This is a genomic window from Streptomyces sp. NBC_00557, assembly GCF_036345995.1.
Lineage (GTDB): Bacteria > Actinomycetota > Actinomycetes > Streptomycetales > Streptomycetaceae > Streptomyces.
Genome location: NZ_CP107796.1, coordinates 2,750,088 through 2,772,213 on the forward strand (window position 1 = coordinate 2,750,088; position 22,126 = coordinate 2,772,213).

Genomic DNA, 22,126 nt, shown 5'->3' on the forward strand with positions numbered 1-22,126 from the left:
TCCCGGCCGGGGGCCCGGGGGTCGCCCCCCGGCAAGCACGGCAACGGCGCGCTCGACCGCGTCCAGGCCCTGGCCAACGGCTGAGGCTCCCGTGGTGGTCCCTGCCCGGCGCGGGCAGGGACCACCGCTCTGCGTTGGTGCTCCGCGCCGCCCGGGATCATGCTGGTCAGGAGAGCCTGCCGAGCGAGGGCGGATGAGCGGCGATGGAGCGACAGGAGCGACAGTCGACGTACACGGCCACGGCCACCATCGATGAGCGCGGCATCCTCACCGGCTGGAGCGAGGGCGCCGAGCAGCTGCTCGGCTACGACGCACCGGCCGTCCTGGGACGCCCCGCGAGCGCGCTCCTCGCCGCCGACGGCACGGCGGCGGGCCGGATCCTCGCCGGCCGGGACCGCTGGAACGGAACGGTGCCGCTCAGGCACCGCGACGGCCGGCGGGTGGAGCTGGGCGTGCTCGCCCACCGCAGGGCCTCCGGCACCGGCGCCACCGACTGGCTCGTGGTGAGCGCGGTGACCGCCCGCACGCAGCTGCCCCGGGGCGAGCCGCTGGAGGAGTGGACCTTCCTGCAGTCCCCCTTCCCGCTGGCCATCTTCGACGCCGACCTGCGGCTCGTGCGCGCCAACCGCCGGATGGAGCACGCCCTCGCCCTGCCCGAGGCCGCGATGCGCGGACTGCGGCTGCCGCACATCGTGCCCGGCGCCGCCAGCGAGGAGGCCGACCGGTCGATGCGGGTCGCGCTGGAGACCGGCCGCCCGCAGGAGGCCCGGCTCGGCGCGGAACTCGGCTCCGGCGCCGTGCTCACCCCGCTGAAGGACGCCGGCGGCCAGGTGCGCGCCGTCTGCCTGTCCACGCAGGCGCCCGCGCGGGACTCCGGCGCCGGGCAGCGCCCGCCGGCCGAGCACGGCACGCCGGTCGGCCCGGCCGCCGACCAGGCGCGTACCGCGCAGGAACTCGGCGAGGTCACGGTCCCCCGGCTCGCCGACGTGATGGCGGTCGACCTGCTCGACGCCCCGCGCGAGGCCGGCGCGGAACCCGGCCCGCCGCCCGGTCCCCTGGTGCTGCGCCGCGCCGCCCTGCGCGCCGTGCCGGACAGCGGCCCGCCCGCCCACGGCTCCGGCGTCGGCGAGGCGGTCGTCTGCCCGGTCGACTCGCCGCCGGCCCAGTGCCTGGCGGCGGGCCGCCCGCTGCTGTACGACACGGCGGACCCGCGCGTCGCCGAGTGGGCGGCGACGGACCCGGGCGCGGCCTGGCTGCGCGCGTCCGGGGCGCGTTCGCTGCTGGTGATGCCGCTGGTCGCCCAGGACAGCACGTTCGGGGTCGCGCTGTTCGGCCGGTGCGCGGGCCGGGAGTCGTTCGGCGCGGAGGATGTGCGGCTGGCCGACGAGTTCACGGGGAAGGCGGCCGCCGGCATCCGGCAGACCCGCACCGGCGCGCGCGACCGCACCACGACGATGGTGCTGCAGCAGAGCCTGCTCCCGCACACGCTGCCCGAGCAGGCGGCCCTGGAGATCGCCACCCGCTATCTGCCCACCGCGACCCGGGCCGGGGTGGGCGGCGACTGGTTCGACGTGATCCCGCTGTCCGGCGCGCGGGTGGCGCTGGTGGTGGGCGACGTGGTGGGCCACGGCATGCGCGCCTCGGCCACCATGGGCCGGCTGCGCACCGCGGTACGCACCCTGGCCGACGTGGACCTTCCGGCCGACGAGCTGCTCACCCACCTCGACGACCTGGTGCTGCGGCTCGCCGCCGACGAGGGCAGCACGGACCCGGCCGCGGAGACCGCCGGCGGCATCGGCACGACCTGCCTGTACGCGGTCTACGACCCGGTGTCGCGCCGGTGCACGGCGGCCCGGGCCGGCCATCCGCCGCCCGCCGTGGTCATGCCGGACGGCGCCGCGCGCTTCCTGGACGTGCCCGCGGGGCCGCCGCTGGGGCTCGGCGGACTGCCGTTCGAGGCCGTCGAGACCGAACTGCCCGAGGGCAGCCTGCTCGCCCTGTACACCGACGGGCTGTTCGAGGCCCGCGACCACGACATCGACGAGGCCCTGGACAAGCTGTTCGCCGCGCTGGTCCGGCCCGCCGGGTCGCTGGACGCCGTCTGCGACCACGTGCTCACCGAGCTGCTGACCCATCGCCCGGACGACGACATCGCCCTGCTCGTCGCCCGCACCCGGGGGCTGCACGAGGACCGGGTCGCCGCCTGGGAGCTGGCGAACGACCCCGAGGACGTCTCCCGCGCCCGCCGTCTCGCCTGCGGCCAGCTGTCCGCGTGGGGCCTGGGCGAGGCCGCCTTCCCCACCGAGCTGATGGTCAGCGAGCTGGTCACCAACGCCATCCGGTACGGCCGCCCGCCCATCCGGCTCCGGCTGATCCACCAGGACGCGACGCTGATCAGCGAGGTGTACGACGCCAGCGGCACCACCCCGCACATGCGCCGCGCCCGGATCTTCGACGAGGGCGGCCGGGGCCTGCTGCTGGTCGCCCAGCTGGCCGACCGCTGGGGCACCCGGCACGACCGGGTCGGCAAGACGGTGTGGGCGGAGCAGTCGCTGTCCGCGGCCACCGGGTGAGTCGGCCGTCGCCGGACGACTCGCCCCGCGACCGCCCGGCCGCGGCCGCACAGCCGGCGCCGTCTCGGCCCGTAACGGCCGGGACCGCGGTCGCGGGACGAGTCGGCGCTGAGGCGGATCCCCCGTTCCCCGCCCCACCCGCCGCACCCGCCGCCCAGGCGGGCTCTGCCCGACACCGGCGACGCGACACGTCCCCGCGCCCCCGAAAGGCGACCCCGACGTCCCGCCCGGACCCGCCACCGCACCCCCGCCGCCTACGCAGGCTCCGCCCGACACCAGCGACCCGTCACATTCCCGCGCCCCCGAAAGACGACCCCGACGTCCCGCCCCCCCCTCCGGACGGACCGCCGCACCCCCGCCGCCTACGCAGGCTCCGCCCGACACCGGCGACCCGTCACGTACCCCCGCGCCCCCGGAAGGCGGCCCCGGTGTCCCGGGCGGGCTCGCCGCCGAGGAAGGGCCGGGCCCAGCCGGGCGGCTCCGGGGGTGGTACGCGGTCCACCACGGTCGGCGTGCGGACGCGCGGGGCGGTGCCGGCGACCGCCTGACGCAGGGCCGCGACGAACTCCAGGCAGCTGCCGTGGCGGTCGTCCGGCGCCTTGGCCAGAGCCTTGCCCAGCACCTCGTCGGCGGCCGGCGGGATGCCCGGCCGCTCCGCGCCGAGCGCGGGCGGCGGGTCGTACTGGTGGGCCCACAGCAGTTCCATCCGGTCCTCCCGGCGGAAGGGCGGGACGCCCGCGAGCATCTCGTGGACCACGCAGGCCAGGCTGTACAGGTCGGCCCGGCCGTCCACCGGGCGCCCGGCGATCCGCTCGGGCGCCACGTAGTCCAGGGTGCCGACGAACTCGCCCGCGGTGGTGAACCCGGTGAGCGCCAGCGACTTCTTCGCCAGCCCGAAGTCGGTGAGATAGACGTGCTCGGGGTGGTCGCTGTCCACGCCCTTGGCGAGCAGGACGTTGCCGGGTTTGACGTCGCGGTGCACCAGGTCGCGGGCGTGGGCCGCGTCCAGGGCGGAGGCCAGCTGGGCCGCGATCCGCAGCGCGGCCGGCACCGGCAGCGGACCCTCGCGGTCGATCAGGGCGCGCAGGTCCCGGCCGTGCACGAGGCACATGGCGATGTAGAGGACGCCCTCGAACTCCCCGGCCTCGAAGACGGGCACGATGTTGGGGTGGTCGATGGCGGCGGCGATCCGGGACTCCTGGGCGAAACGGCGGCGGAAGGCGTCGTTGCGCGTGTACTCCGGGGCGAGCAGCTTCAGGGCCACCGTCCGGCCCAGCCGCAGGTCCTTGGCGCAGTAGACGACGGCCATGCCGCCCCGGCCGAGTTCGCGCTCCACGCGGTAGCCGGCGATCTCGGCCCCGATCAGTCCGGAGGGGCTCTCCGGGGGCCAACTCACGCCTGAATTCTACCGAGTGATCCCGTTATGGGCATACGGCGCGGGGATCACGCGGGCGGGCATGGCGGAGGCCCGGGCCTCCCTCACGGAACCCGGGCCTCGCCTTTCCCCCCGGCGTCCGTCACGCCGCCAGGGGAACCTCCGGCGCCGCACCGCTCGTCGCGGGCGCGAGCGCCAGCTCCAGGACCTGGCGGACGTCGGTCACGGTGTGGACGTCGAGCTTGTCCAGCACCTCCGCCGGGACGTCGTCCAGGTCGGGCTCGTTGCGCTTGGGGATGATCACGGTGGTCACCCCGGCGCGGTGGGCGGCGAGCAGCTTCTGCTTCACGCCGCCGATGGGCAGCACCCGGCCGGTCAGCGAGACCTCGCCGGTCATGGCCACGTCCGTGCGGACCAGCCGGCCGGACAGCAGCGAGGCGAGGGCCGTCGTCATCGTGATGCCGGCGCTCGGGCCGTCCTTGGGCACCGCGCCCGCCGGGAAGTGGATGTGCACCCCCCGGTCCTTCAAGTCGCCGACCGGGAGTTCCAGTTCCGCGCCGTGGCTGCGCAGGAAGCTCAGCGCGATCTGCGCCGACTCCTTCATCACGTCGCCGAGCTGGCCGGTCAGGGTCAGCCCCGCCGCGCCCGTCTCCGGGTCGGCGAGGGACGCCTCGACGAAGAGCACGTCGCCGCCCGCGCCGGTGACCGCGAGGCCGGTCGCCACGCCGGGGACGGCCGTACGGCGCTCGGCCGGGTCCTGGGCGGACTCGGGCACGTGGTGCGGGCGCCCGAGCAGGCCGCGCAGCTCGTCCTGCGTCACCGTGAACGGCAGCTCCCGCTCGCCCAGTTCGTGCTGGGCGGCGATCTTGCGCAGCAGGCGGGCGATGGAGCGCTCCAGGTTGCGCACGCCCGCCTCGCGGGTGTACTCGCCCGCCAGCTTGCGCAGCGCGCCCTCGTCGATCGTGACCTCGTCCTCGTTCAGGCCGGCCCGCTCCCGCTGGCGCGGAAGCAGGTGGTCGCGGGCGATGACGATCTTCTCGTCCTCGGTGTAGCCGTCCAGGCGGACGATCTCCATCCGGTCGGCGAGCGCCTCGGGGATGGCCTCCAGGACGTTGGCCGTGGCGAGGAAGACCACGTCGGACAGGTCGAGTTCGACCTCCAGGTAGTGGTCCCGGAAGGTGTGGTTCTGCGCCGGGTCCAGGACCTCGAGCAGGGCCGCGGCCGGGTCGCCGCGGAAGTCGGAGCCCACCTTGTCGATCTCGTCGAGCAGCACCACCGGGTTCATCGACCCGGCTTCCTTGATGGCCCGCACGATCCGGCCGGGCAGCGCGCCGACGTACGTACGGCGGTGACCGCGGATCTCGGCCTCGTCGCGGACGCCGCCGAGGGCGACGCGGACGAACTTGCGGCCCATGGCGTGGGCCACGGACTCGCCGAGCGAGGTCTTGCCGACGCCGGGCGGCCCGACGAGGGCCAGGACCGCGCCGCCGCGCCGGCCGCCGATGACGCCCAGGCCGCGTTCGCCGCGCCGCTTGCGGACGGCCAGGTACTCGGTGATGCGCGCCTTCACGTCGTCCAGGCCGGCGTGCTCGGCGTCCAGGATCTCCTTGGCGCCCTGGATGTCGTACGCGTCCTCGGTCCGTTCGTTCCAGGGCATCTCCAGGACGGTGTCCAGCCAGGTGCGGATCCAGGAGCCCTCCGGGGACTGGTCGCTGGCCCGCTCCAGCTTGTCGACCTCCTTGAGGGCGGCCTCGCGGACCTTCTCCGGCAGGTCGGCGGCCTCGACGCGGGCGCGGTAGTCGTCGGACTCCTCGCCGTCCTTCTCGCCGTTCAGCTCGCGCAGTTCCTTGCGGACGGCCTCCAGCTGGCGGCGGAGGAGGAACTCGCGCTGCTGCTTGTCCACGCCCTCCTGGACGTCCTTGGCGATGGTCTCGGCCACCTCCTGCTCGGCGAGGTGGTCGCGGAGCGCCTGTGTGGCGAGCTTCAGCCGGGCCACCGGGTCGGCGGTCTCCAGCAGTTCGACCTTCTGGCCGGTGGTCAGGAACGGCGAGTAGCCGGAGTTGTCGGCGAGCGCGGAGACGTCGTCGATGGCCTGGACGCGGTCCACGACCTGCCAGGCGCCGCGCTTCTTCAGCCACTCGGTGGCGAGCGCCTTGTACTCCTTGACGAGTTCGGTGACCTGTCCGGGCAGCGGGTCCGGCACGGTCTCCTCGATGCGCGCGCCCTCCACCCACAGGGCCGCGCCGGGACCGGTGGTGCCCGCGCCGATCCGCACCCGGCTCCGGCCGCGGATCAGAGCCCCCGGGTCGCCGTCGGCCAGCCGGCCGACCTGCTCGACCGTGCCCAGCACACCCGTCTTGGCGTACGTGCCGTCGATCCGGGGCACCAGCAGCACCCTGGGCTTGCCCGGTTCCGACCGGGCGGCGGCCTGCGCGGCCTCCACCGCGGCCCGCACCTCGGCGTCGCTCAGGTCCAGCGGAACCACCATGCCGGGCAGCACGACCTCGTCGTCCAAGGGCAGCACGGGCAGGACGAGCGTGAACGCCGGTGACTCAGCAGCCATGATCTCCCCTTCGGCAGTCAAGTTGAGCTGTACCGACTCAACCGCTGGGGGGCGTGCTGGTGTTCCCCGCCTTTGTTCGCTGTGAGCGATCAGACTCGCCCAAGCGGGTGCCCGGGAAGGCGCGTTCGCGGATGCGGTGGGGTTGTTCGCGGAGTTTCCCGCGCCCTATCGGGGCGCCTGCGCCCACCGGCGTACGAGGGGCCGGCTCGCCACCCCTGTCGCCAGCGCGATCAGATGGCCCCAGTTCGTCATCGGGTCCTGGAAGGCGACCAGGTCGCTCACCAGCTCGGCGGCCGTCAGGGCGAGGAGGGGCAGGCCGAGCCAGGGGCGCAGGAGGCCGGACAGGGCGCCGATGCCGGCGGCGACGCCGAAGCTGATGCCGTAGTCCAGGCGGTGCAGCGAGGTGGCCGGCAGATGGCCGGCCAGGACGGCCAGGCCCACGGGAACCTCGGTGGCGAGCGTGGCCAGGACGTGCCCGCCGAGGAAGACGCAGGCGGCTCTCGCGCCGCCGATCCGCCGCTCCAGCGCCGTGAGGACCAGCACGAACGCGAGCGCGAACGGCGACAGCACCCCGCCCGCGATCCACAGCGCGCTCGCCAGCAGCACGACCGCCGGAGAGCGCACCAGGTGGGCCACGTCCGTACTGGAGGCCTGGTAGAGGGCGTGCACCACGGCGGGGTCGGCGTCGGCGGCGACGACGGAGGTGAGGGCCAGCAGGGCCGCGTAGCCGAAGGTGAACGGGGTGCCGGCGGAGGTGGGCAGCAGGCGCCACAGCCGGGGACACGGAAGCCGCAGCGGCACGGCCGGGGCCGCCTCGGCCGGGGCGGCGGGCCGGGGAGCGGGAGCCGGGGCGTCCCGCTGGCGCGGCATCCCGTCCAGGAGGTCCGCGATCACGGGGACCGGGGCGGCGGCGGAGCCGCCGGGGAGGGGCGCGCCCGCCGGGGGCGGGGACGCGGCCGTCGCGGGGCCCGTCGCGGTCCGTTCCACGTTCGCGGCACTCCTTCCGTCCGGGTCAACCCTTGGCGCTCCTCGAGGCCGCTGTCTATGACCGACGCCACGCGAGAGCCGATTCACAGCAACCTCCTACGTTCCGGCCGCGTCCGCGCTCCCGCTCCCCGGGGGGCACATCAGTACGCCCCCGGTAATTCCCGTGCCGGCCACGGTGTGTTCAAGCAGGATGGGGGTCATGACTGCCGTGTACGACTCCCCCGTGGTCCTCGACCGGCGCGACGGCCCCTACGGCGAGGTGGTGCTGCGCCGGCACGGAGGGCTGCTGCAGATCATCGCCAACGGCTGCTTCCTCATGGACACCTCCGACGGGCGCTCGGAGCGGCTGCTGGTCGACGCCGCGTACGAGGCGCTGGACGGCCGCCCGCAGCCGAGCGTGCTGATCGGCGGGCTGGGCGTGGGGTTCTCGCTCGCCCATGCCGCGGCGGACCCGCGGTGGGGGCGGATCACCGTCGTGGAGCGGGAGCCCGCCGTCATCGACTGGCACCGCGACGGGCCGCTGGCCGAGGTGTCCGCCGACGCGCTCCGCGATCCGCGCACCGCGATCGTGCAGGACGATCTCGTGGCGTTCGTCAATGAGACATCCGACACGTTCGACGCGCTCTGCCTGGACATCGACAACGGCCCCGGCTGGACCGTCACCGACGACAACCACACGCTCTATTCACCGGCCGGACTCGCCTCCTGCACAAGGGTGTTGAATCCCGGCGGAGTGCTGGCCGTATGGTCCGCCGAACCGTCCCCGGAATTTGAAGGAACCTTGCGGAATGCCGGGTTCCGTCAGGTGCGTACCGAAGAGGTGCCCGTTGCCCGGGGCGTTCCGGACGCCGTGCACATCGCCGTCCGACCTGGATAGCGACAGCGCGGTGGATCCCCGTAATGTGCTGCCCTGACGCGGATCTTTCAAGCGTCAATCGCAGACATGGGATCACCCCACGGGTTCCGGAAAGCAACAAGCAGGGGCGGGCGATGGAGCAGACACACACCTCCCAGAGCGGCGCAGCGACGACCACCCCGGGCGCACAGCGCCGGGTCCTGGTCGTCGAGGACGACCCCACGATCGTCGACGCCATCGCGGCCCGGCTGCGCGCCGAGGGATTTCTCGTGCAGACGGCGTCCGACGGCCCGGCCGCGGTCGACACGGCCGAGGCCTGGCAGCCCGATCTGCTGATCCTCGACATCATGCTGCCGGGCTTCGACGGCCTGGAGGTCTGCCGGCGGGTGCAGGCGCAGCGCCCGGTGCCGGTGCTGATGCTGACCGCGCGGGACGACGAGACGGACATGCTGGTCGGTCTCGGCGTCGGCGCCGACGACTACATGACCAAGCCGTTCTCGATGCGGGAGCTGGCGGCGCGCGTGCACGTGCTGCTGCGCCGCGTGGAGCGGGCCGCCCTCGCCGCCGCCACCCCGCGCTCCGGCATCCTGCGGCTCGGCGAGCTGGAGATCGACCACGCCCAGCGCAGGGTGCGGGTGAAGTCGGAGGACGTCCATCTGACGCCCACCGAGTTCGACCTGCTGGTGTGCCTGGCGAACACCCCGCGCGCGGTGCTCTCCCGGGAGCAGCTGCTGGCCGAGGTGTGGGACTGGGCGGACGCCTCCGGCACCCGCACGGTCGACAGCCACATCAAGGCGCTGCGCCGGAAGATCGGCGCCGAGCGGATCCGCACCGTGCACGGCGTCGGGTACGCCCTGGAGACGCCCACCCCATGAGCGGCGACGGGCGCCAGGCCGCACGGAGGAGCCCCGGGAACCTCGCCGAGGACCACCCCTGGGGCGGCGTACGCCCGTTCTCGATCAAGACCAAGCTGGGCGCGCTGGTCGTCATCGCGGTGCTGATCACCACCGGTCTTTCGGTGATCGCGGTGCACACCAAGACCGAGCTGCGCTTCATCACGGTCTTCTCGATGATCGCCACGCTGCTGATCACGCAGTTCGTGGCGCATTCGCTGACCATGCCGCTGGACGAGATGAACACGGTGGCGCGGTCCATCTCGGAGGGCGACTACACCCGCCGGGTGAGCGAGGGCCGCCGGGACGAGCTGGGCGACCTGGCCCGCACGATCAACGTCATGGCGGACGAGCTGGAGGCCCAGGACCGCCAGCGCAAGGAACTCGTGGCCAATGTCTCCCATGAGCTGCGCACCCCCATCGCCGGGCTGCGCGGGGTGCTGGAGAACATCGTCGACGGGGTCACCGAGGCCGACCCGGAGACCATGCGCACGGCCCTGAAGCAGACCGAGCGGCTCGGCCGGCTGGTGGAGACCCTGCTGGACCTGTCCCGGCTGGACAACGGCGTCGTACCGCTGAAGATGCGCCGCTTCGAGGTGTGGCCGTACCTCTCGGGCGTGCTGAAGGAGGCCAACATGGTGGCCTCGGCGCGCGCGGGCATCGCCTCCGGCTCCGGCAGCCACACCCGCACCGACGTCCATCTGCACCTGGACGTCTCCCCGCCGGAGCTGACCGCGCACGCGGACCCCGAGCGCATCCACCAGGTCGTCGCCAACCTGATCGACAACGCGGTCAAGCACAGCCCGCCGCACGGCCGGGTCACCGTGCGTGCACGGCGCGGGCCGCGGCCGGAGTCGCTGGAGCTGGAGGTCCTGGACGAGGGGCCCGGCATCCCCCGGTCGGAGTGGCACCGGGTGTTCGAGCGGTTCAACCGGGGCGCCGTGACCCGGCCGCACGGACCGGGCAGCGACGGCGGCACGGGGCTCGGACTGGCGATCGCCCGCTGGGCGGTGGATCTGCACGGCGGCCGGATCGGTGTGGCCGAATCCGAGCGCGGCTGCCGGATCATCGTCACCCTTCCGGGACTTCCCTCCGCTTCGGGTTGACGTAAGGTTCGAACCGGAAGCACAAGATCCACGAGCGTCCGCGCCGCAGTCGCGCAGCTGGACACGTGTGATCAGGGGCAGGCCCGCGCGATCGGCCGAACGCACACGCGCCGGGTCCGGGCCGGTGCACCCTCTCCTCTGCGGAACCACGCTTGTTTCCCGCCATATCAAGCCCTGAAACAAGATTTCTGGTGTGACTTACGCGACGATGACCTTGCCCGACCTGACCTTCGCCGCCGGGGAGGCGTAGCCTTTATTCCCGCTGTCCATCACCTTGTGAAGCGGAAGAGGGCGGTTGCCGCCGTGTCGCCACAGTCCCCCAGTAACCCGAGTGTCTCCACCGACGACCAAGCCGGGAAGAACCCCGCAGCCGCGTTCGGTCCGAACGAGTGGCTCGTCGACGAGATCTATCAGCAGTACCTCCAGGACCCGAATTCGGTAGACCGCGCCTGGTGGGACTTCTTCGCCGATTACAAGCCCGGTGCTCCTGCCACCCCGGCTCCGGCGGGTGCTGCGGCCACGGGGGCCGCAGAGACCCCCACCTCGGCCCCGCAGCCCCAGCAGGCCGCCCCCGCAGCAGCTCCGGCGGCCCCGAAGCCCGCCGCGGCCCCCGCTCCGGCCCCCGCCCCCGCGGCGAAGGCCGCGGCCCCCGCCCCGGCCGAGCCGGCGACGCCCGCACAGGCGCCGGCCCAGCCGAAGCCCAGGGCCGCCGCCCCCGCCGCGCAAGCCCCCGAGGCCCCCGAGGGCCCGGAGCTGGTCACCCTGCGCGGCCCGGCCGCCGCCGTCGCGAAGAACATGAACGCCTCCCTGGAGCTGCCGACCGCCACGTCGGTCCGTGCGGTCCCGGTGAAGCTGCTGTTCGACAACCGGATCGTCATCAACAACCACCTCAAGCGCGCCCGGGGCGGGAAGATCTCCTTCACCCACCTCATCGGGTACGCGATGGTGCAGGCCATCAAGGCCATGCCGTCGATGAACTGGTCGTACGGCGAGAAGGACGGCAAGCCGACCCTCGTCAAGCCGCCGCACATCAACCTCGGCCTCGCCATCGACCTGGTGAAGCCCAACGGCGACCGCCAGCTCGTCGTGGCCGCCATCAAGAAGGCCGAGACCCTGAACTTCTTCGAGTTCTGGCAGGCCTACGAGGACATCGTCCGCCGCGCCCGCGACGGCAAGCTGACGATGGACGACTTCACCGGCGTCACGGTCTCCCTGACCAACCCCGGCGGCCTCGGCACCGTCCACTCCGTGCCGCGCCTGATGCCCGGCCAGTCCGTGATCATGGGCGTCGGCTCCATGGACTACCCGGCGGAGTTCCAGGGCACCAGCCAGGACACCCTGAACAAGCTCGGCATCTCGAAGGTCATGACGCTCACGTCGACCTACGACCACCGGGTCATCCAGGGCGCCGCCTCCGGCGAGTTCCTGCGCCAGGTCGCCAACCTGCTGCTGGGCGAGAACGGCTTCTACGACGACATCTTCGAGGCCCTGCGCATCCCCTACGAGCCGGTCCGCTGGCTCAGGGACATCGACGCCAGCCACGACGACGACGTCACCAAGGCCGCCCGCGTCTTCGAGCTGATCCACTCCTACCGGGTCCGCGGCCACGTCATGGCCGACACCGACCCGCTGGAGTACAAGCAGCGCAAGCACCCCGACCTGGACATCGTCGAGCACGGCCTCACCCTGTGGGACCTGGAGCGCGAGTTCGCCGTCGGCGGCTTCGCCGGCAAGTCGATGATGAAGCTGCGCGACATCCTCGGCGTGCTGCGCGACTCGTACTGCCGCACCACCGGCATCGAGTTCATGCACATCCAGGACCCCAAGCAGCGCAAGTGGATCCAGGACCGCGTGGAGCGCCCGCACTCCAAGATGGAGCGCGAGGAGCAGCTGCGGATCCTGCGCCGGCTGAACGCGGCGGAGGCCTTCGAGACCTTCCTGCAGACCAAGTACGTCGGCCAGAAGCGCTTCTCCCTGGAGGGCGGCGAGTCCGTCATCCCGCTGCTCGACGCGGTCATCGACTCCGCGGCCGAGTCGCGCCTCGACGAGGTCGTCATCGGCATGGCCCACCGCGGCCGCCTGAACGTGCTGGCGAACATCGTCGGCAAGTCGTACGCGCAGATCTTCCGCGAGTTCGAGGGCAACCTCGACCCGAAGTCGATGCACGGCTCCGGCGACGTGAAGTACCACCTGGGCGCCGAGGGCACCTTCACCGGCCTGGACGGCGAGCAGATCAAGGTCTCCCTGGTCGCGAACCCGTCCCACCTGGAGGCCGTCGACCCGGTCCTCGAGGGCGTCGCCCGCGCCAAGCAGGACATCATCAACAAGGGCGGCACGGACTTCACGGTCCTGCCGGTGGCGATCCACGGCGACGCGGCCTTCGCGGGCCAGGGCGTGGTGGCCGAGACCCTGAACATGTCCCAGCTGCGCGGCTACCGCACCGGCGGCACGGTCCACATCGTCATCAACAACCAGGTCGGCTTCACCGCCGCCCCGGAGTCCTCGCGTTCCTCCATGTACGCGACGGACGTGGCGAGGATGATCGAGGCCCCGATCTTCCACGTGAACGGCGACGACCCGGAGGCCGTGGTCCGCGTCGCGCGTCTGGCCTTCGAGTTCCGCCAGGCGTTCAACAAGGACGTGGTGATCGACCTCATCTGCTACCGCCGCCGCGGTCACAACGAGTCGGACAACCCGGCCTTCACCCAGCCGCTGATGTACGACCTGATCGACAAGAAGCGCTCGGTGCGCAAGCTGTACACCGAGTCCCTGATCGGTCGCGGCGACATCACCCTGGAAGAGGCCGAGCAGGCGCTGCAGGACTACCAGGGCCAGCTGGAGAAGGTCTTCACCGAGGTCCGCGAGGCCACCTCGCAGCCCGCCGCCGCGGACGTCCAGGCGCCGCAGGACGGCTTCCCGGTCGCGGTCCCGACCGCGGTCTCCGCCGAGGTCGTCAAGCGGATCGCCGAGTCCCAGGTGAACATCCCCGAGGGCATCAGCGTCCACCCGCGTCTGCAGCCGCAGCTGCAGCGCCGTGCGGCGATGGTCGAGGACGGCACCATCGACTGGGGCATGGGCGAGACCCTGGCCATCGGCTCCCTGCTGCTGGAGGGCACCCCGGTCCGGCTCGCCGGCCAGGACTCCCAGCGCGGCACCTTCGGCCAGCGCCACGCGGTGCTGATCGACCGGGAGACCGGCGAGGAGTACACCCCGCTGCAGTACCTCTCCGACGACCAGGCCCGCCTGAACGTCTACAACTCCCTGCTCTCCGAATACGCGGCCATGGGCTTCGAGTACGGCTACTCGCTGGCCCGCCCGGACGCGCTCGTGATGTGGGAGGCGCAGTTCGGCGACTTCGCCAACGGCGCGCAGACGGTCGTCGACGAGTTCATCTCCTCGGCCGAGCAGAAGTGGGGCCAGACCAGCGGTGTGGTCCTGCTCCTCCCGCACGGTTACGAGGGCCAGGGCCCGGACCACTCCTCGGCCCGCCCGGAGCGGTTCCTCCAGCTCTGCGCCCAGAACAACATGACGGTCGCGATGCCGACGCTGCCGTCGAACTACTTCCACCTCCTGCGGTGGCAGGTGCACAACCCGCACCACAAGCCGCTGATCGTCTTCACCCCGAAGTCGATGCTGCGTCTGAAGGCCGCGGCCTCGAAGGCGGAGGAGTTCACCAGCGGCCAGTTCCGCCCGGTCATCGGCGACAGCTCGGTCGACCCGGCCGCCGTCCGCAAGGTCGTCTTCTGCGCCGGCAAGGTCTACTACGACCTGGACGCCGAGCGCCAGAAGCGCGGCGCGACGGACACGGCGATCATCCGCATCGAGCGGCTGTACCCGCTGCCGGGTGCCGAGCTCCAGGCGGAGATCAAGAAGTACCCGAACGCCGAGAAGTACCTGTGGGCGCAGGAGGAGCCGGCGAACCAGGGTGCCTGGCCGTTCATCGCGCTCAACCTGATCGACCACCTGGACCTGGCGGTCGGCGCGGACGTCCCGCACGGCGAGCGGCTGCGGCGCATCTCGCGCCCGCACTCCTCGTCGCCGGCGGTGGGCTCCGCGAAGCGCCACCAGGCCGAGCAGGAGCAGCTCGTGCGTGAGGTCTTCGAGGCGTAGGCCCCGGAGACCGCCAGAGGCAGCCAAGGGGCCCGGTACCGAGTTCTCGCTCGGGACCGGGCCCTTTGGCTTGTCCGGGGACGATTAGGGCGCCTGGGGGCCGCTGGGGCGCGGCTGCGGCTCCGGGGCGGGCGGGGTGCGGCTTCTACTCGTCGTCCTCGTCGTCGAGCCGGGCGAGCCAGGTGGCCAGCCGCTCTACGGGCACCTCGAAGTCGGGGTTCAGATCGACGAACGTGCGCAGCTGCTCGGCCAGCCACTCAAAGCTGACCTCTTCCTCGCCGCGCCGCTTCTCCAACTCCTCGATACCGCGGTCGGTGAAGTACATGGGGTGCGTCTCCTGCGTGAACATGCCGGTGGTGGCTACAGGGACAGCGTATGCAACGGACAGGGCGGAACAGTGCGGGTGCAGGTCGGGGGGTACGGGGTCCGGGGGCTGGGGGCCTGGGGATCCGAGGGCTGGGGGGCTGGGGGTTTGCGGGTCTGAGCGGGGCCGGTGGGGCGTTGCCGGGTGCCGGTGCGTTGTGGCTGGTCGCGCAGCTCCCCGTCCCTTCGGGGGGCCTCAGTGCACCGGGCGCCTCCGCAAGCTCCGTCCAGCCGCAGTCCACGCCCCACCCCGGGTAGACCGTCATACGCGCCCGCGCGTGCCCTCGTACGCCATCGCCAGCACCCCGTGCGCCAGCAGCAGCAACCCCGCCGCCACCCATCCGCCGCTCCGCCGCCGGATCCCCCACAGGGTCACCGGCAGCCCCAGCCCGGCCTGCACCATCCCGAGCCACCGGGCCCGCGGATCCCCGGACCCCGGCACCCACGCCCCGATCCCCGTGCCGCCGCCGTCCCGCTCCCCCGCCACCGGTCGGAGCCGTACCGCCGCCTGCCAGGTGCCGCCGTCCCGCTCGCCCGCCGTCTGTTCCGGCTCCGCCCGGACCGCCTCCCGCCGCGCGTCATCGCCGTCCTTCTGCCCGGCCGCCGGCTCGGACTCCGTCCCTGCCGTCTCCCCCCGGTCGGCCCCCTGTACCCACAGCACCCCGCCCGGCGCCTCCGTCACGGCGTGCAGCAGTCGGTCGGCGCTCTCTCCGGGGGACAGGCCTGCCGGCAGTTCGACTCCCGCGTGTGCGAGGACCGCGATCAGGCCCCGCAGCCGTGCCGGGCCGTCCGCGTCGGAGGCCGGCGCCGTCAGCGCGTCCAGGGCCTGCACATCCCGTACCGGATCCAGACCCAGCCGCGCCGCGAAGGTGTGCATCGCCTCGTGCTCCCCGGCCGGCGTGCCGTTGGCCAGCCAGACGTACTCCACGGGGCGGCGGAAGCCGGAGGCGAGGGTGTAACCGACCCGGTCGGCGTCCCACCACAGCGCGAGCACGGGCCAGGACGATCCGACGGCGAGCGCGGAGGCCCACCCGGTGAGCACCCGGTCGACGGGCTCGCTCCCGGCGCCGTCCGCACGCCATGGACTGCCCTCCGGCACCAACAGGCTCCACCGCTCGCCCGCCCGGGTGAGCGCCATCCGCTCGCGCAGCAGCGGCACGAGAAGGCCGACGGAGTCCGGCTGGGCCCGGCAAAGGAGCAGCGCACCGGTGGCGGAGGCGGCATGCGAGCCGCGGTGGAACGCACGCGTCGACATGCCAACACGCTAGGCATCCCGTCCCGATCACGCCCGATATGGGCCGGAGGCGCTCACACGAAAGAGTGCCTTGACTTCCGGGAGCCACGATATATCGTGTTTGACAGAGGACGCGATATGGCGTGTCGCGCAGCCTGCCCGACCGAGGAGGTCCCATGCCCGAGTGGTCCGTCAGCGAGCCCCAGAAGCTCACCTTCGACACCCGCGTGAGCGACCTGCAGGTCCGCATCGTCAACGGAACGGTGAACGTGGTGGGCACGGACGAGGGTTCCGCACGCCTGGAGATCTCGGAGATCGAGGGACCACCCCTGGTGGTGACCCAGATGGGCGACACCCTCACGGTGGCCTACGAGGACCTGCCCTGGAAGGGCTTCCTGAAATGGCTCGACCGCAAGGGCTGGCGGCGCAGCGCCATCGTCTCCCTGGCGGTCCCCGCCGACACCCGCGTGGAGGTGGGCGTGATCGGCGCCGGCGCGGTCGTCTCCGGCATCCGCGGCCCGGCCGTGGTCAAGGGGGTCACCGGCGACACGGCTCTGGTCGGCGTCTCGGGCCCGGTCCGCGCGGACACCGTGTCCGGGAATCTGGAGGCCCAGGCGGTCACGGGCGACCTGCGGTTCAACTCGGTCTCGGGGGACCTGACGGTGGTCGAGGGCTCCGGCCGCTCCGTCCGTGCCGACTCCGTCAGCGGCTCCATGATCGTCGACCTTGACCCGGACGGCCCGACGGACGTCACCCTGACCAGCGTCTCCGGTGAGATCGCCATCCGCCTGCCGCATCCGGCGGACGCCGAGGTGGAGGCGAACACCGCCAGCGGCACGATCTCCAACGCCTTCGACGGGCTGCGGGTGCACGGCCAGTGGGGCGCCCACAAGATCACCGGCCGTCTCGGCGCCGGCACCGGCAGACTGAAGGCCACCACGATCTCCGGCTCGATCGCCCTGCTGCGCCGGCCGCCGCGCGAGGACGAGCCGGACACCCCGTGGGAGTCCGAGTCCTCCGGTCCCGCAGACCCTTCCGGCCCGTCCGGGTCCTCGCAGCCCCCCGGCACCGGCCCCGGCGCCGGCGCCCCGTCCGCCTCGGGGGACAATTCCGTCTCCGACCAGGGCGCCGGCGGGACCGACACCGACGCCCCGGCCGACGGCACGACCGACAAGAAGGTGCTCTGACATGCCCCCCGTCTTCGCCCACGGGCGCCTGCGCCTGTACCTGCTCAAGCTGCTCGACGAGGCCCCCCGCCACGGCTACGAGGTCATCAGACTCCTCGAGGAGCGCTTCCAGGGGCTGTACGCCCCGTCGGCGGGCACGGTGTATCCCCGGCTGGCCAAGCTGGAGGCCGAGGGCCTGGTCAGGCACACCACCGAGGGCGGCCGCAAGGTGTACGCCATCACGGACGCGGGCCGCGCCGAACTGGCCGACCGCAGCGGCGAGCTGGCCGATCTGGAGCTGGAGATCCGCGAGTCGGTCGCCGAACTGGCCGCCGAGATACAGGCCGACGTGCGCGGCGCGGCCGGTGATCTGCGCCGTGAGATGCGCGCCGCGGCCTCCGAGGCCCGCCGGACCAGGAGCGGCGCACCGGGTCCCTTCGGGGAGTACGGCGACCTCACCGACAAGGAGGCCTGGAAGGCCGCCAAGGAGGAGATGCGCCGGGTCAGGCAGGAGTGGAAGGAGCAGGCGCGCCGCGCCAAGGACGAGAGCCGCCGGGCCCGCGAGGAGGCCCAGCGGGCCCGCCGTCAGGCCCAGGAAGCGCAGGCGCGGGCGCGGGCCCAGGCGCAGGAGGAGATGCAGCGCATCGCCCGCCAGGTCCAGGACCGCGTCCAGAACCACTTCGCCCAGGGTGACTGGCCCACGGGCCTGCGCGAGGGCCTGTCCGAACTGGCCAAGGAGCTGGGCGACTTCGGCAAGTACTGGGGCTCCTCCCGTACCTCGGGCGAACCGGCCCCGAAGCACACCGGCCCCGCGCCGGACCACGACGTCACATCGGCCCCGTACTTCCCGGCCGGGGACTTCCCCGCCGAGTACGAACCCTCCTGGGCCCACGAGGAGTTCACCGGCGACCCGGCCCGCGACCTGGACCGCCTGCTGGACCGCTTCCGCGACGACATCCGCGACGCGGCCCGCGACCACGGGGTCACCTCGGACCAACTCCGCGACACCCGGCGCCACCTGTCCACGGCAGCGGCCCACATCGCCGCAGTCCTACGCGGACCGAAGCCCGACCGGCAGCCCTGACCGCCCCGCCCGGGAGCCGGGGCGCCCTGAACGTCCCGGCCGCCGCCGGCAGCCATGCCGCTGTCTCACGCCGTGGAGCCCAGGCCGGCCGGCGCCTCAGCCCACCAAGGCATCGCCAGTCACGCCGTGGCGCAGGCAAGTCGGCGTCCCAACCGGCCAGGGCACCAACAGGCACGCCGTGGGCCTGGCCAGCCGGCGCCTCTGCCAGCCAAGGCATCGGCGCCGCCAGGCACGCCCTGGGCCCAGGCCGGCCCAGCCGATCAAGGCATCGGCGCCACCAGACACACCGTTGCGCCTGACTGCCCGGCCCCAGCCGACCAGGACGCCGGCGCCGCAGTCTCACGCCGTGGGGCCCAGGCCAGTCGGCGCCCCAGCCGACCAAGGCATCGGCGCCACCAGGCCGCCGCTGGCCCTGGCCGCCCGGCACCCCAGCCGGCCAGGACGCCGACGCAGCAGTCTCACGCCGAGGGCCCAAGCCGGCCGGTGCCCCAAGCCAGCCAAGGCATCGGCGCCGCCAGGCACGCCGTGGGCCCAGGCCAGTCGGCGTGTCAGCCGGTCTGGGTCTCCTGCCTGCCGTACAGGACGCGGTTGAGCGCGGCGTACGTCACGCCGTGGTCCGCCAGCACCTCGCTCGTCGGCCCGGGCAGGACGGTCAGGGCCAGCAGGAGGTGCTCGTCGCCGATGTGCCGGTCGCGCCGGCCGACGGCGACGCGCAACGCCTTCTCCAGGGCGGCCTTGGCGTCCCGGCCGAAGCCCGGCCGGCGGGCCTGCCGCCGGTGCCGGTGCTCCGGGTCACCGGACAGCGCGCCGACACCGTGCGCCTCCTCGACCCGGGCGACGATCTCGGACACGTCGATCCCCAGCCCCGCCAGCGCGTCCGTGTCGGCCCGGGACAGCCCGCCGCGCCGCCGTGCCTCCTCCAGCGCCTGCCGTACGGTCGCCCGGCGGCCGGAGAGCCCGAGCGCGCCCAGGGCGAAGGAGGCGCGGCCGCCCTCGCGGTCGAACAGGGCGAGCAGCAGGTGCTCCGCGCCGACGGTCCGCTCGCCCGTCTTCTCGCAGTGGGGGAACGCGCCTTTCACGACCTCGCGGGCGTCCTTGGTGAAGCGTTCGAACATCACTGCCTCCCGTGTTTCTTGTGCACGGCCTGCCTGCTGACGCCGAGCTCCGCGGCGATCTCCTGCCACGACCAGCCCTGATTGCGCGCACTGCGCACCTGCACCGCCTCCAGCTGCTCCAGCAGCCTGCGCAGCGCGGCCACGGCGCGCAGCCCCACCCGCGGATCACGGTCGCCGGCGCGCTCGGCGAGATCGGTTGCCTCGGTCATGGTGTCAACTTACGTTGACACGTGGCGAGTGTCAACCAGGGTTGACGAGCGGGGCGCGGAAAAGGCGGGCCGGAGCACCCCGGCCCGCCTTGAACCTCCGACAGCAGTCAGGAGTGGGTGAGCACGATCTTCCCGAACTGCTCGCCGGACGCGAGGCGTTCGAAGCCCTCGCGGGCCCGGTCCAGCGGCAGTTCCTCGTCGATGACGGGCCGGACGCCGGTCGCCGCGCAGAAGGAGAGCAGGTCCTCCAGCTCGTCCTTGGTGCCCATGGTGGAGCCGACGACCTTCAGCTCGAGGAAGAAGATCCGGGTCAGCTCGGCGTGCGAGGGCCGGTCGCCGCTGGTGGCGCCGGAGATGACGATCGTGCCGCCGGGCCGCAGCGACTTCACCGAGTGGGACCAGGTGGCGGCGCCGACGGTCTCGATGACGGCGTCCACCCGCTGCGGCAGCCGCGCCCCCGGCTCCACCGCCTCCACCGCACCCAGCTCCAGGGCCCGCTTCCGCTTGGCCTCGTCGCGGCTGGTGGCGAAGACCCGCAGGCCCGCCGCCTTGCCGAGCACGATGGCGGCCGTGGCGACACCGCCGCCCGCGCCCTGCACGAGCACCGAGTCGCCGGGCCGTACCCCGGCGTTGGTGAACAGCATCCGATAAGCCGTCAGCCAGGCCGTCGGCAGACAGGCGGCCTCGGCGAAGGACAGCTCCTTGGGCTTGGGCAGCACGTTCCAGGTCGGGACGGCCACCTGCTCGGCGAAGGTGCCCTGGTAGCGCTCGGTGAGGATGGAGCGCGGCTCGTTCGGGCCGACGCCGTGGCCGGTCTGGCCGATGACGGAGTGCAGGACGACCTCGTTGCCGTCCTCGTCGATTCCGGCGGCGTCACAGCCGAGGATCATCGGCAGCCGGTCCTCCGACAGGCCGACGCCCTTGAGGGACCAGAGGTCGTGGTGGTTGAGGGAGGCGGCGCGCACATCGATCGTGCTCCAGCCGGGCCGTGCCTCGGGGGCCGGACGCTCCCCCAACTCCAGGCCGGTGAGCGGCTGGTCGCGGTCGATTCGGGCGGCGTAGACAGCGAACATGCAGCCGACGATAGGTGCGCTGATCAGCGAGCGGAACCGCGGGGGCCTGTGACACTTACCCTCTTGCGCAGGGCCACCCATCCAGCGCAGGCCGCCCCCGACGCCGCCGAAGGGCACCTTGGCAACGCCGGGTTCGGGCGGGCGGACGGGAAAGCAATGGCCCCGCCCAGACGGACGGGGCCATTGAGCGCAACGTCAGCGACGGGCAACGCCCTCGGCCCGCGCCGCAGCCGCAACCGCCGCCGTGACCGCCGGAGCAACCCGCTCGTCGAACGGCGAGGGAATCACATAGTCGGCGGCGAGGTCGTCACCGACCACCGCGGCCAGCGCCTCAGCCGCAGCGATCTTCATCCCCTCGGTGATCCGGGTGGCCCGCACCTGCAGCGCGCCCGCGAAGATGCCCGGGAACGCCAGCACGTTGTTGATCTGGTTGGGGAAGTCGGACCGCCCGGTGGCGACGACCGCCGCGTACTTGTGGGCGACGTCCGGGTGCACCTCGGGGTTCGGGTTGGCCATCGCGAACACGAAGGCGCCCTCGGCCATGGAGGCGACGGCCTTCTCCGCGACCGTGCCGCCGGAGACGCCGATGAAGACGTCGGCGCCCGCGAGGGCGTCCTCCAGCGAGCCGGTGACGCCGGCCTTGTTGGTGAACCCGGCGAGCTCGCGCTTGACCGGGGTGAGGTCCTCCCGGTCGGCGGACACGACGCCCTTGCGGTCCGCCACCGCCACGTCGCCGATGCCGGCCTCGACCAGCATCCTGGCGATGGCGACACCGGCCGCGCCGGCGCCCGAGATGACGGCCCGCAGCTGACCGATCTCCCGGCCGCTGAGCCGTGCCGCGTTCCGCAGCGCGGCGAGCGTCACGACGGCCGTACCGTGCTGGTCGTCGTGGAAGACCGGGATGTCCAGACGCTCCTGCAGCCGGCGCTCGATCTCGAAGCACCGGGGCGCCGAGATGTCCTCCAGGTTCACTCCGCCGAAGGACGGGGCGAGCCGGACGACGGTCTCGACGATGTCGTCCACCTCGGTGCAGTCGAGCGCGATCGGGACCGCGTCGACGCCGCCGAACTGCTTGAACAGGATGGCCTTGCCCTCCATCACCGGGAGGGAGGCCTCGGGACCGATGTCCCCGAGTCCGAGCACGGCCGTGCCGTCGGTGACGACGGCGACCACGGAGGACTTCCATGTGTAGTCGTTGACAAGCTCCGGCTGCTCCGCGATCGCGGTGCACACGCGCGCGACGCCGGGCGTGTACGCGAGGGAAAGGTCGTCCTTGTCGCGGACCGGCACAGTGGCCTGCACGGCCATCTTGCCGCCGCGGTGCAGCGCGAACGCCGGATCGAAGGAATCGAGGGGCTCGGCCCCGCCGTCCTGGTCCGTTTTGCTGTCGCTGCGAGGATTGACGATCTCCGCTGCCAC

The 22,126-nt window shown here is 73.0% G+C and carries 16 protein-coding genes; 7 read left to right on the forward strand and 9 right to left on the reverse strand.

The features are described 5' to 3' along the window. Nucleotides 1–203 precede the first annotated feature (203 nt). Nucleotides 204–2,573 carry an ATP-binding SpoIIE family protein phosphatase gene (locus tag OG956_RS11365; protein WP_330337838.1) on the forward strand — a complete coding sequence of 790 codons (2,370 nt, stop codon included), beginning with the start codon at nucleotides 204–206 and terminating at the stop codon, nucleotides 2,571–2,573. A 394-nt stretch (nucleotides 2,574–2,967) separates the two neighbouring features. Here the strand turns inward: OG956_RS11365 and OG956_RS11370 are convergent, their stop codons facing one another. The 3 genes from OG956_RS11370 to OG956_RS11380 all read right to left on the reverse strand — a co-directional run bounded on the left by OG956_RS11370 (nucleotide 2,968) and on the right by OG956_RS11380 (nucleotide 7,498). Continuing rightward, the gene (locus OG956_RS11370; RefSeq protein WP_330337839.1) at nucleotides 2,968–3,969 is read right to left on the reverse strand and encodes a serine/threonine-protein kinase; all 1,002 of its coding nucleotides are present in this window, start codon (nucleotides 3,967–3,969) and stop codon (nucleotides 2,968–2,970) included. A 121-nt stretch (nucleotides 3,970–4,090) separates the two neighbouring features. After that, nucleotides 4,091–6,511 carry an endopeptidase La gene (gene lon / locus OG956_RS11375; RefSeq protein WP_330337840.1) on the reverse strand — a complete coding sequence of 807 codons (2,421 nt, stop codon included), beginning with the start codon at nucleotides 6,509–6,511 and terminating at the stop codon, nucleotides 4,091–4,093. A gap of 165 nt (nucleotides 6,512–6,676) precedes the next feature. Then, on the reverse strand, nucleotides 6,677–7,498 hold the full coding sequence (locus OG956_RS11380) for a rhomboid-like protein (RefSeq protein WP_330337841.1): 822 nt from the start codon (nucleotides 7,496–7,498) through the stop codon (nucleotides 6,677–6,679). Between the two features lie 199 nt (nucleotides 7,499–7,697). Between OG956_RS11380 and OG956_RS11385 the strand changes: the two genes are divergently transcribed. The 4 genes from OG956_RS11385 to OG956_RS11400 all read left to right on the forward strand — a co-directional run bounded on the left by OG956_RS11385 (nucleotide 7,698) and on the right by OG956_RS11400 (nucleotide 14,463). After that, nucleotides 7,698–8,375 (forward strand): spermidine synthase, encoded by a 678-nt coding sequence (locus OG956_RS11385; protein WP_330337842.1) that lies wholly within the window; start codon nucleotides 7,698–7,700, stop codon nucleotides 8,373–8,375. A 113-nt stretch (nucleotides 8,376–8,488) separates the two neighbouring features. Continuing rightward, nucleotides 8,489–9,229 carry a response regulator transcription factor gene (locus OG956_RS11390; protein ID WP_031163266.1) on the forward strand — a complete coding sequence of 247 codons (741 nt, stop codon included), beginning with the start codon at nucleotides 8,489–8,491 and terminating at the stop codon, nucleotides 9,227–9,229. Beyond that, complete coding sequence (locus OG956_RS11395) at nucleotides 9,226–10,353, forward strand: HAMP domain-containing sensor histidine kinase (protein WP_330337843.1); 1,128 nt, start codon at nucleotides 9,226–9,228, stop codon at nucleotides 10,351–10,353. The genes OG956_RS11390 and OG956_RS11395 overlap by 4 nt, the downstream gene beginning before the upstream one ends. Before the next feature lie 303 nt (nucleotides 10,354–10,656). Beyond that, a complete protein-coding gene (locus OG956_RS11400) occupies nucleotides 10,657–14,463 on the forward strand; it encodes a multifunctional oxoglutarate decarboxylase/oxoglutarate dehydrogenase thiamine pyrophosphate-binding subunit/dihydrolipoyllysine-residue succinyltransferase subunit (RefSeq protein ID WP_330337844.1) in 3,807 nt (1,268 codons plus the stop codon). Nucleotides 14,464–14,608: 145 nt separating this feature from the next. On the opposite strand, the gene OG956_RS11405 is transcribed toward OG956_RS11400, so the two are convergent. Both OG956_RS11405 and OG956_RS11410 read right to left on the reverse strand, forming a co-directional pair. After that, on the reverse strand, nucleotides 14,609–14,788 hold the full coding sequence (locus OG956_RS11405; protein ID WP_018544467.1) for a DUF6104 family protein: 180 nt from the start codon (nucleotides 14,786–14,788) through the stop codon (nucleotides 14,609–14,611). Nucleotides 14,789–15,088: 300 nt separating this feature from the next. Further along, a complete protein-coding gene (locus OG956_RS11410) occupies nucleotides 15,089–16,081 on the reverse strand; it encodes a hypothetical protein (RefSeq protein ID WP_330337845.1) in 993 nt (330 codons plus the stop codon). Between the two features lie 155 nt (nucleotides 16,082–16,236). On the opposite strand from OG956_RS11410, the gene OG956_RS11415 reads away from it, so the two are divergent. Next, complete coding sequence (locus OG956_RS11415) at nucleotides 16,237–17,247, forward strand: DUF4097 family beta strand repeat-containing protein (protein WP_330337846.1); 1,011 nt, start codon at nucleotides 16,237–16,239, stop codon at nucleotides 17,245–17,247. 1 nt (nucleotide 17,248) lies between these two features. Further along, complete coding sequence (locus OG956_RS11420; protein ID WP_330337847.1) at nucleotides 17,249–18,310, forward strand: PadR family transcriptional regulator; 1,062 nt, start codon at nucleotides 17,249–17,251, stop codon at nucleotides 18,308–18,310. Between the two features lie 548 nt (nucleotides 18,311–18,858). Here OG956_RS11420 and OG956_RS11425 read toward each other — a convergent pair. The 4 genes from OG956_RS11425 to OG956_RS11440 form a co-directional block, all read right to left on the reverse strand. Further along, the gene (locus tag OG956_RS11425; RefSeq protein WP_330337848.1) at nucleotides 18,859–19,425 is read right to left on the reverse strand and encodes a Clp protease N-terminal domain-containing protein; all 567 of its coding nucleotides are present in this window, start codon (nucleotides 19,423–19,425) and stop codon (nucleotides 18,859–18,861) included. Beyond that, a complete protein-coding gene (locus OG956_RS11430) occupies nucleotides 19,425–19,634 on the reverse strand; it encodes a helix-turn-helix domain-containing protein (RefSeq protein WP_111002852.1) in 210 nt (69 codons plus the stop codon). Before OG956_RS11430 ends, OG956_RS11425 begins: the two co-directional genes overlap by 1 nt. Before the next feature lie 107 nt (nucleotides 19,635–19,741). Then, nucleotides 19,742–20,707 (reverse strand): zinc-binding dehydrogenase, encoded by a 966-nt coding sequence (locus OG956_RS11435; protein WP_330337849.1) that lies wholly within the window; start codon nucleotides 20,705–20,707, stop codon nucleotides 19,742–19,744. 195 nt (nucleotides 20,708–20,902) lie between these two features. Further along, nucleotides 20,903–22,126 carry an NAD(P)-dependent malic enzyme gene (locus OG956_RS11440; RefSeq protein WP_330337850.1) on the reverse strand — a complete coding sequence of 408 codons (1,224 nt, stop codon included), beginning with the start codon at nucleotides 22,124–22,126 and terminating at the stop codon, nucleotides 20,903–20,905.

What these genes read in the sequence shown, in the direction of transcription:
- OG956_RS11365 (WP_330337838.1), top strand. Translation starts at nt 204, where the DNA reads ATGGAGCGACAGGAGCGACAGTCGACGTACACGGCCACGGCCACCATC.
- lon (WP_330337840.1), bottom strand. Translation starts at nt 6,511, where the DNA reads ATGGCTGCTGAGTCACCGGCGTTCACGCTCGTCCTGCCCGTGCTGCCC.
- OG956_RS11385 (WP_330337842.1), top strand. Translation starts at nt 7,698, where the DNA reads ATGACTGCCGTGTACGACTCCCCCGTGGTCCTCGACCGGCGCGACGGC.
- OG956_RS11390 (WP_031163266.1), top strand. Translation starts at nt 8,489, where the DNA reads ATGGAGCAGACACACACCTCCCAGAGCGGCGCAGCGACGACCACCCCG.
- OG956_RS11395 (WP_330337843.1), top strand. Translation starts at nt 9,226, where the DNA reads ATGAGCGGCGACGGGCGCCAGGCCGCACGGAGGAGCCCCGGGAACCTC.
- OG956_RS11405 (WP_018544467.1), bottom strand. Translation starts at nt 14,788, where the DNA reads ATGTACTTCACCGACCGCGGTATCGAGGAGTTGGAGAAGCGGCGCGGC.
- OG956_RS11410 (WP_330337845.1), bottom strand. Translation starts at nt 16,081, where the DNA reads ATGTCGACGCGTGCGTTCCACCGCGGCTCGCATGCCGCCTCCGCCACC.
- OG956_RS11415 (WP_330337846.1), top strand. Translation starts at nt 16,237, where the DNA reads ATGCCCGAGTGGTCCGTCAGCGAGCCCCAGAAGCTCACCTTCGACACC.
- OG956_RS11420 (WP_330337847.1), top strand. Translation starts at nt 17,249, where the DNA reads ATGCCCCCCGTCTTCGCCCACGGGCGCCTGCGCCTGTACCTGCTCAAG.
- OG956_RS11425 (WP_330337848.1), bottom strand. Translation starts at nt 19,425, where the DNA reads ATGTTCGAACGCTTCACCAAGGACGCCCGCGAGGTCGTGAAAGGCGCG.
- OG956_RS11430 (WP_111002852.1), bottom strand. Translation starts at nt 19,634, where the DNA reads ATGACCGAGGCAACCGATCTCGCCGAGCGCGCCGGCGACCGTGATCCG.
- OG956_RS11435 (WP_330337849.1), bottom strand. Translation starts at nt 20,707, where the DNA reads ATGTTCGCTGTCTACGCCGCCCGAATCGACCGCGACCAGCCGCTCACC.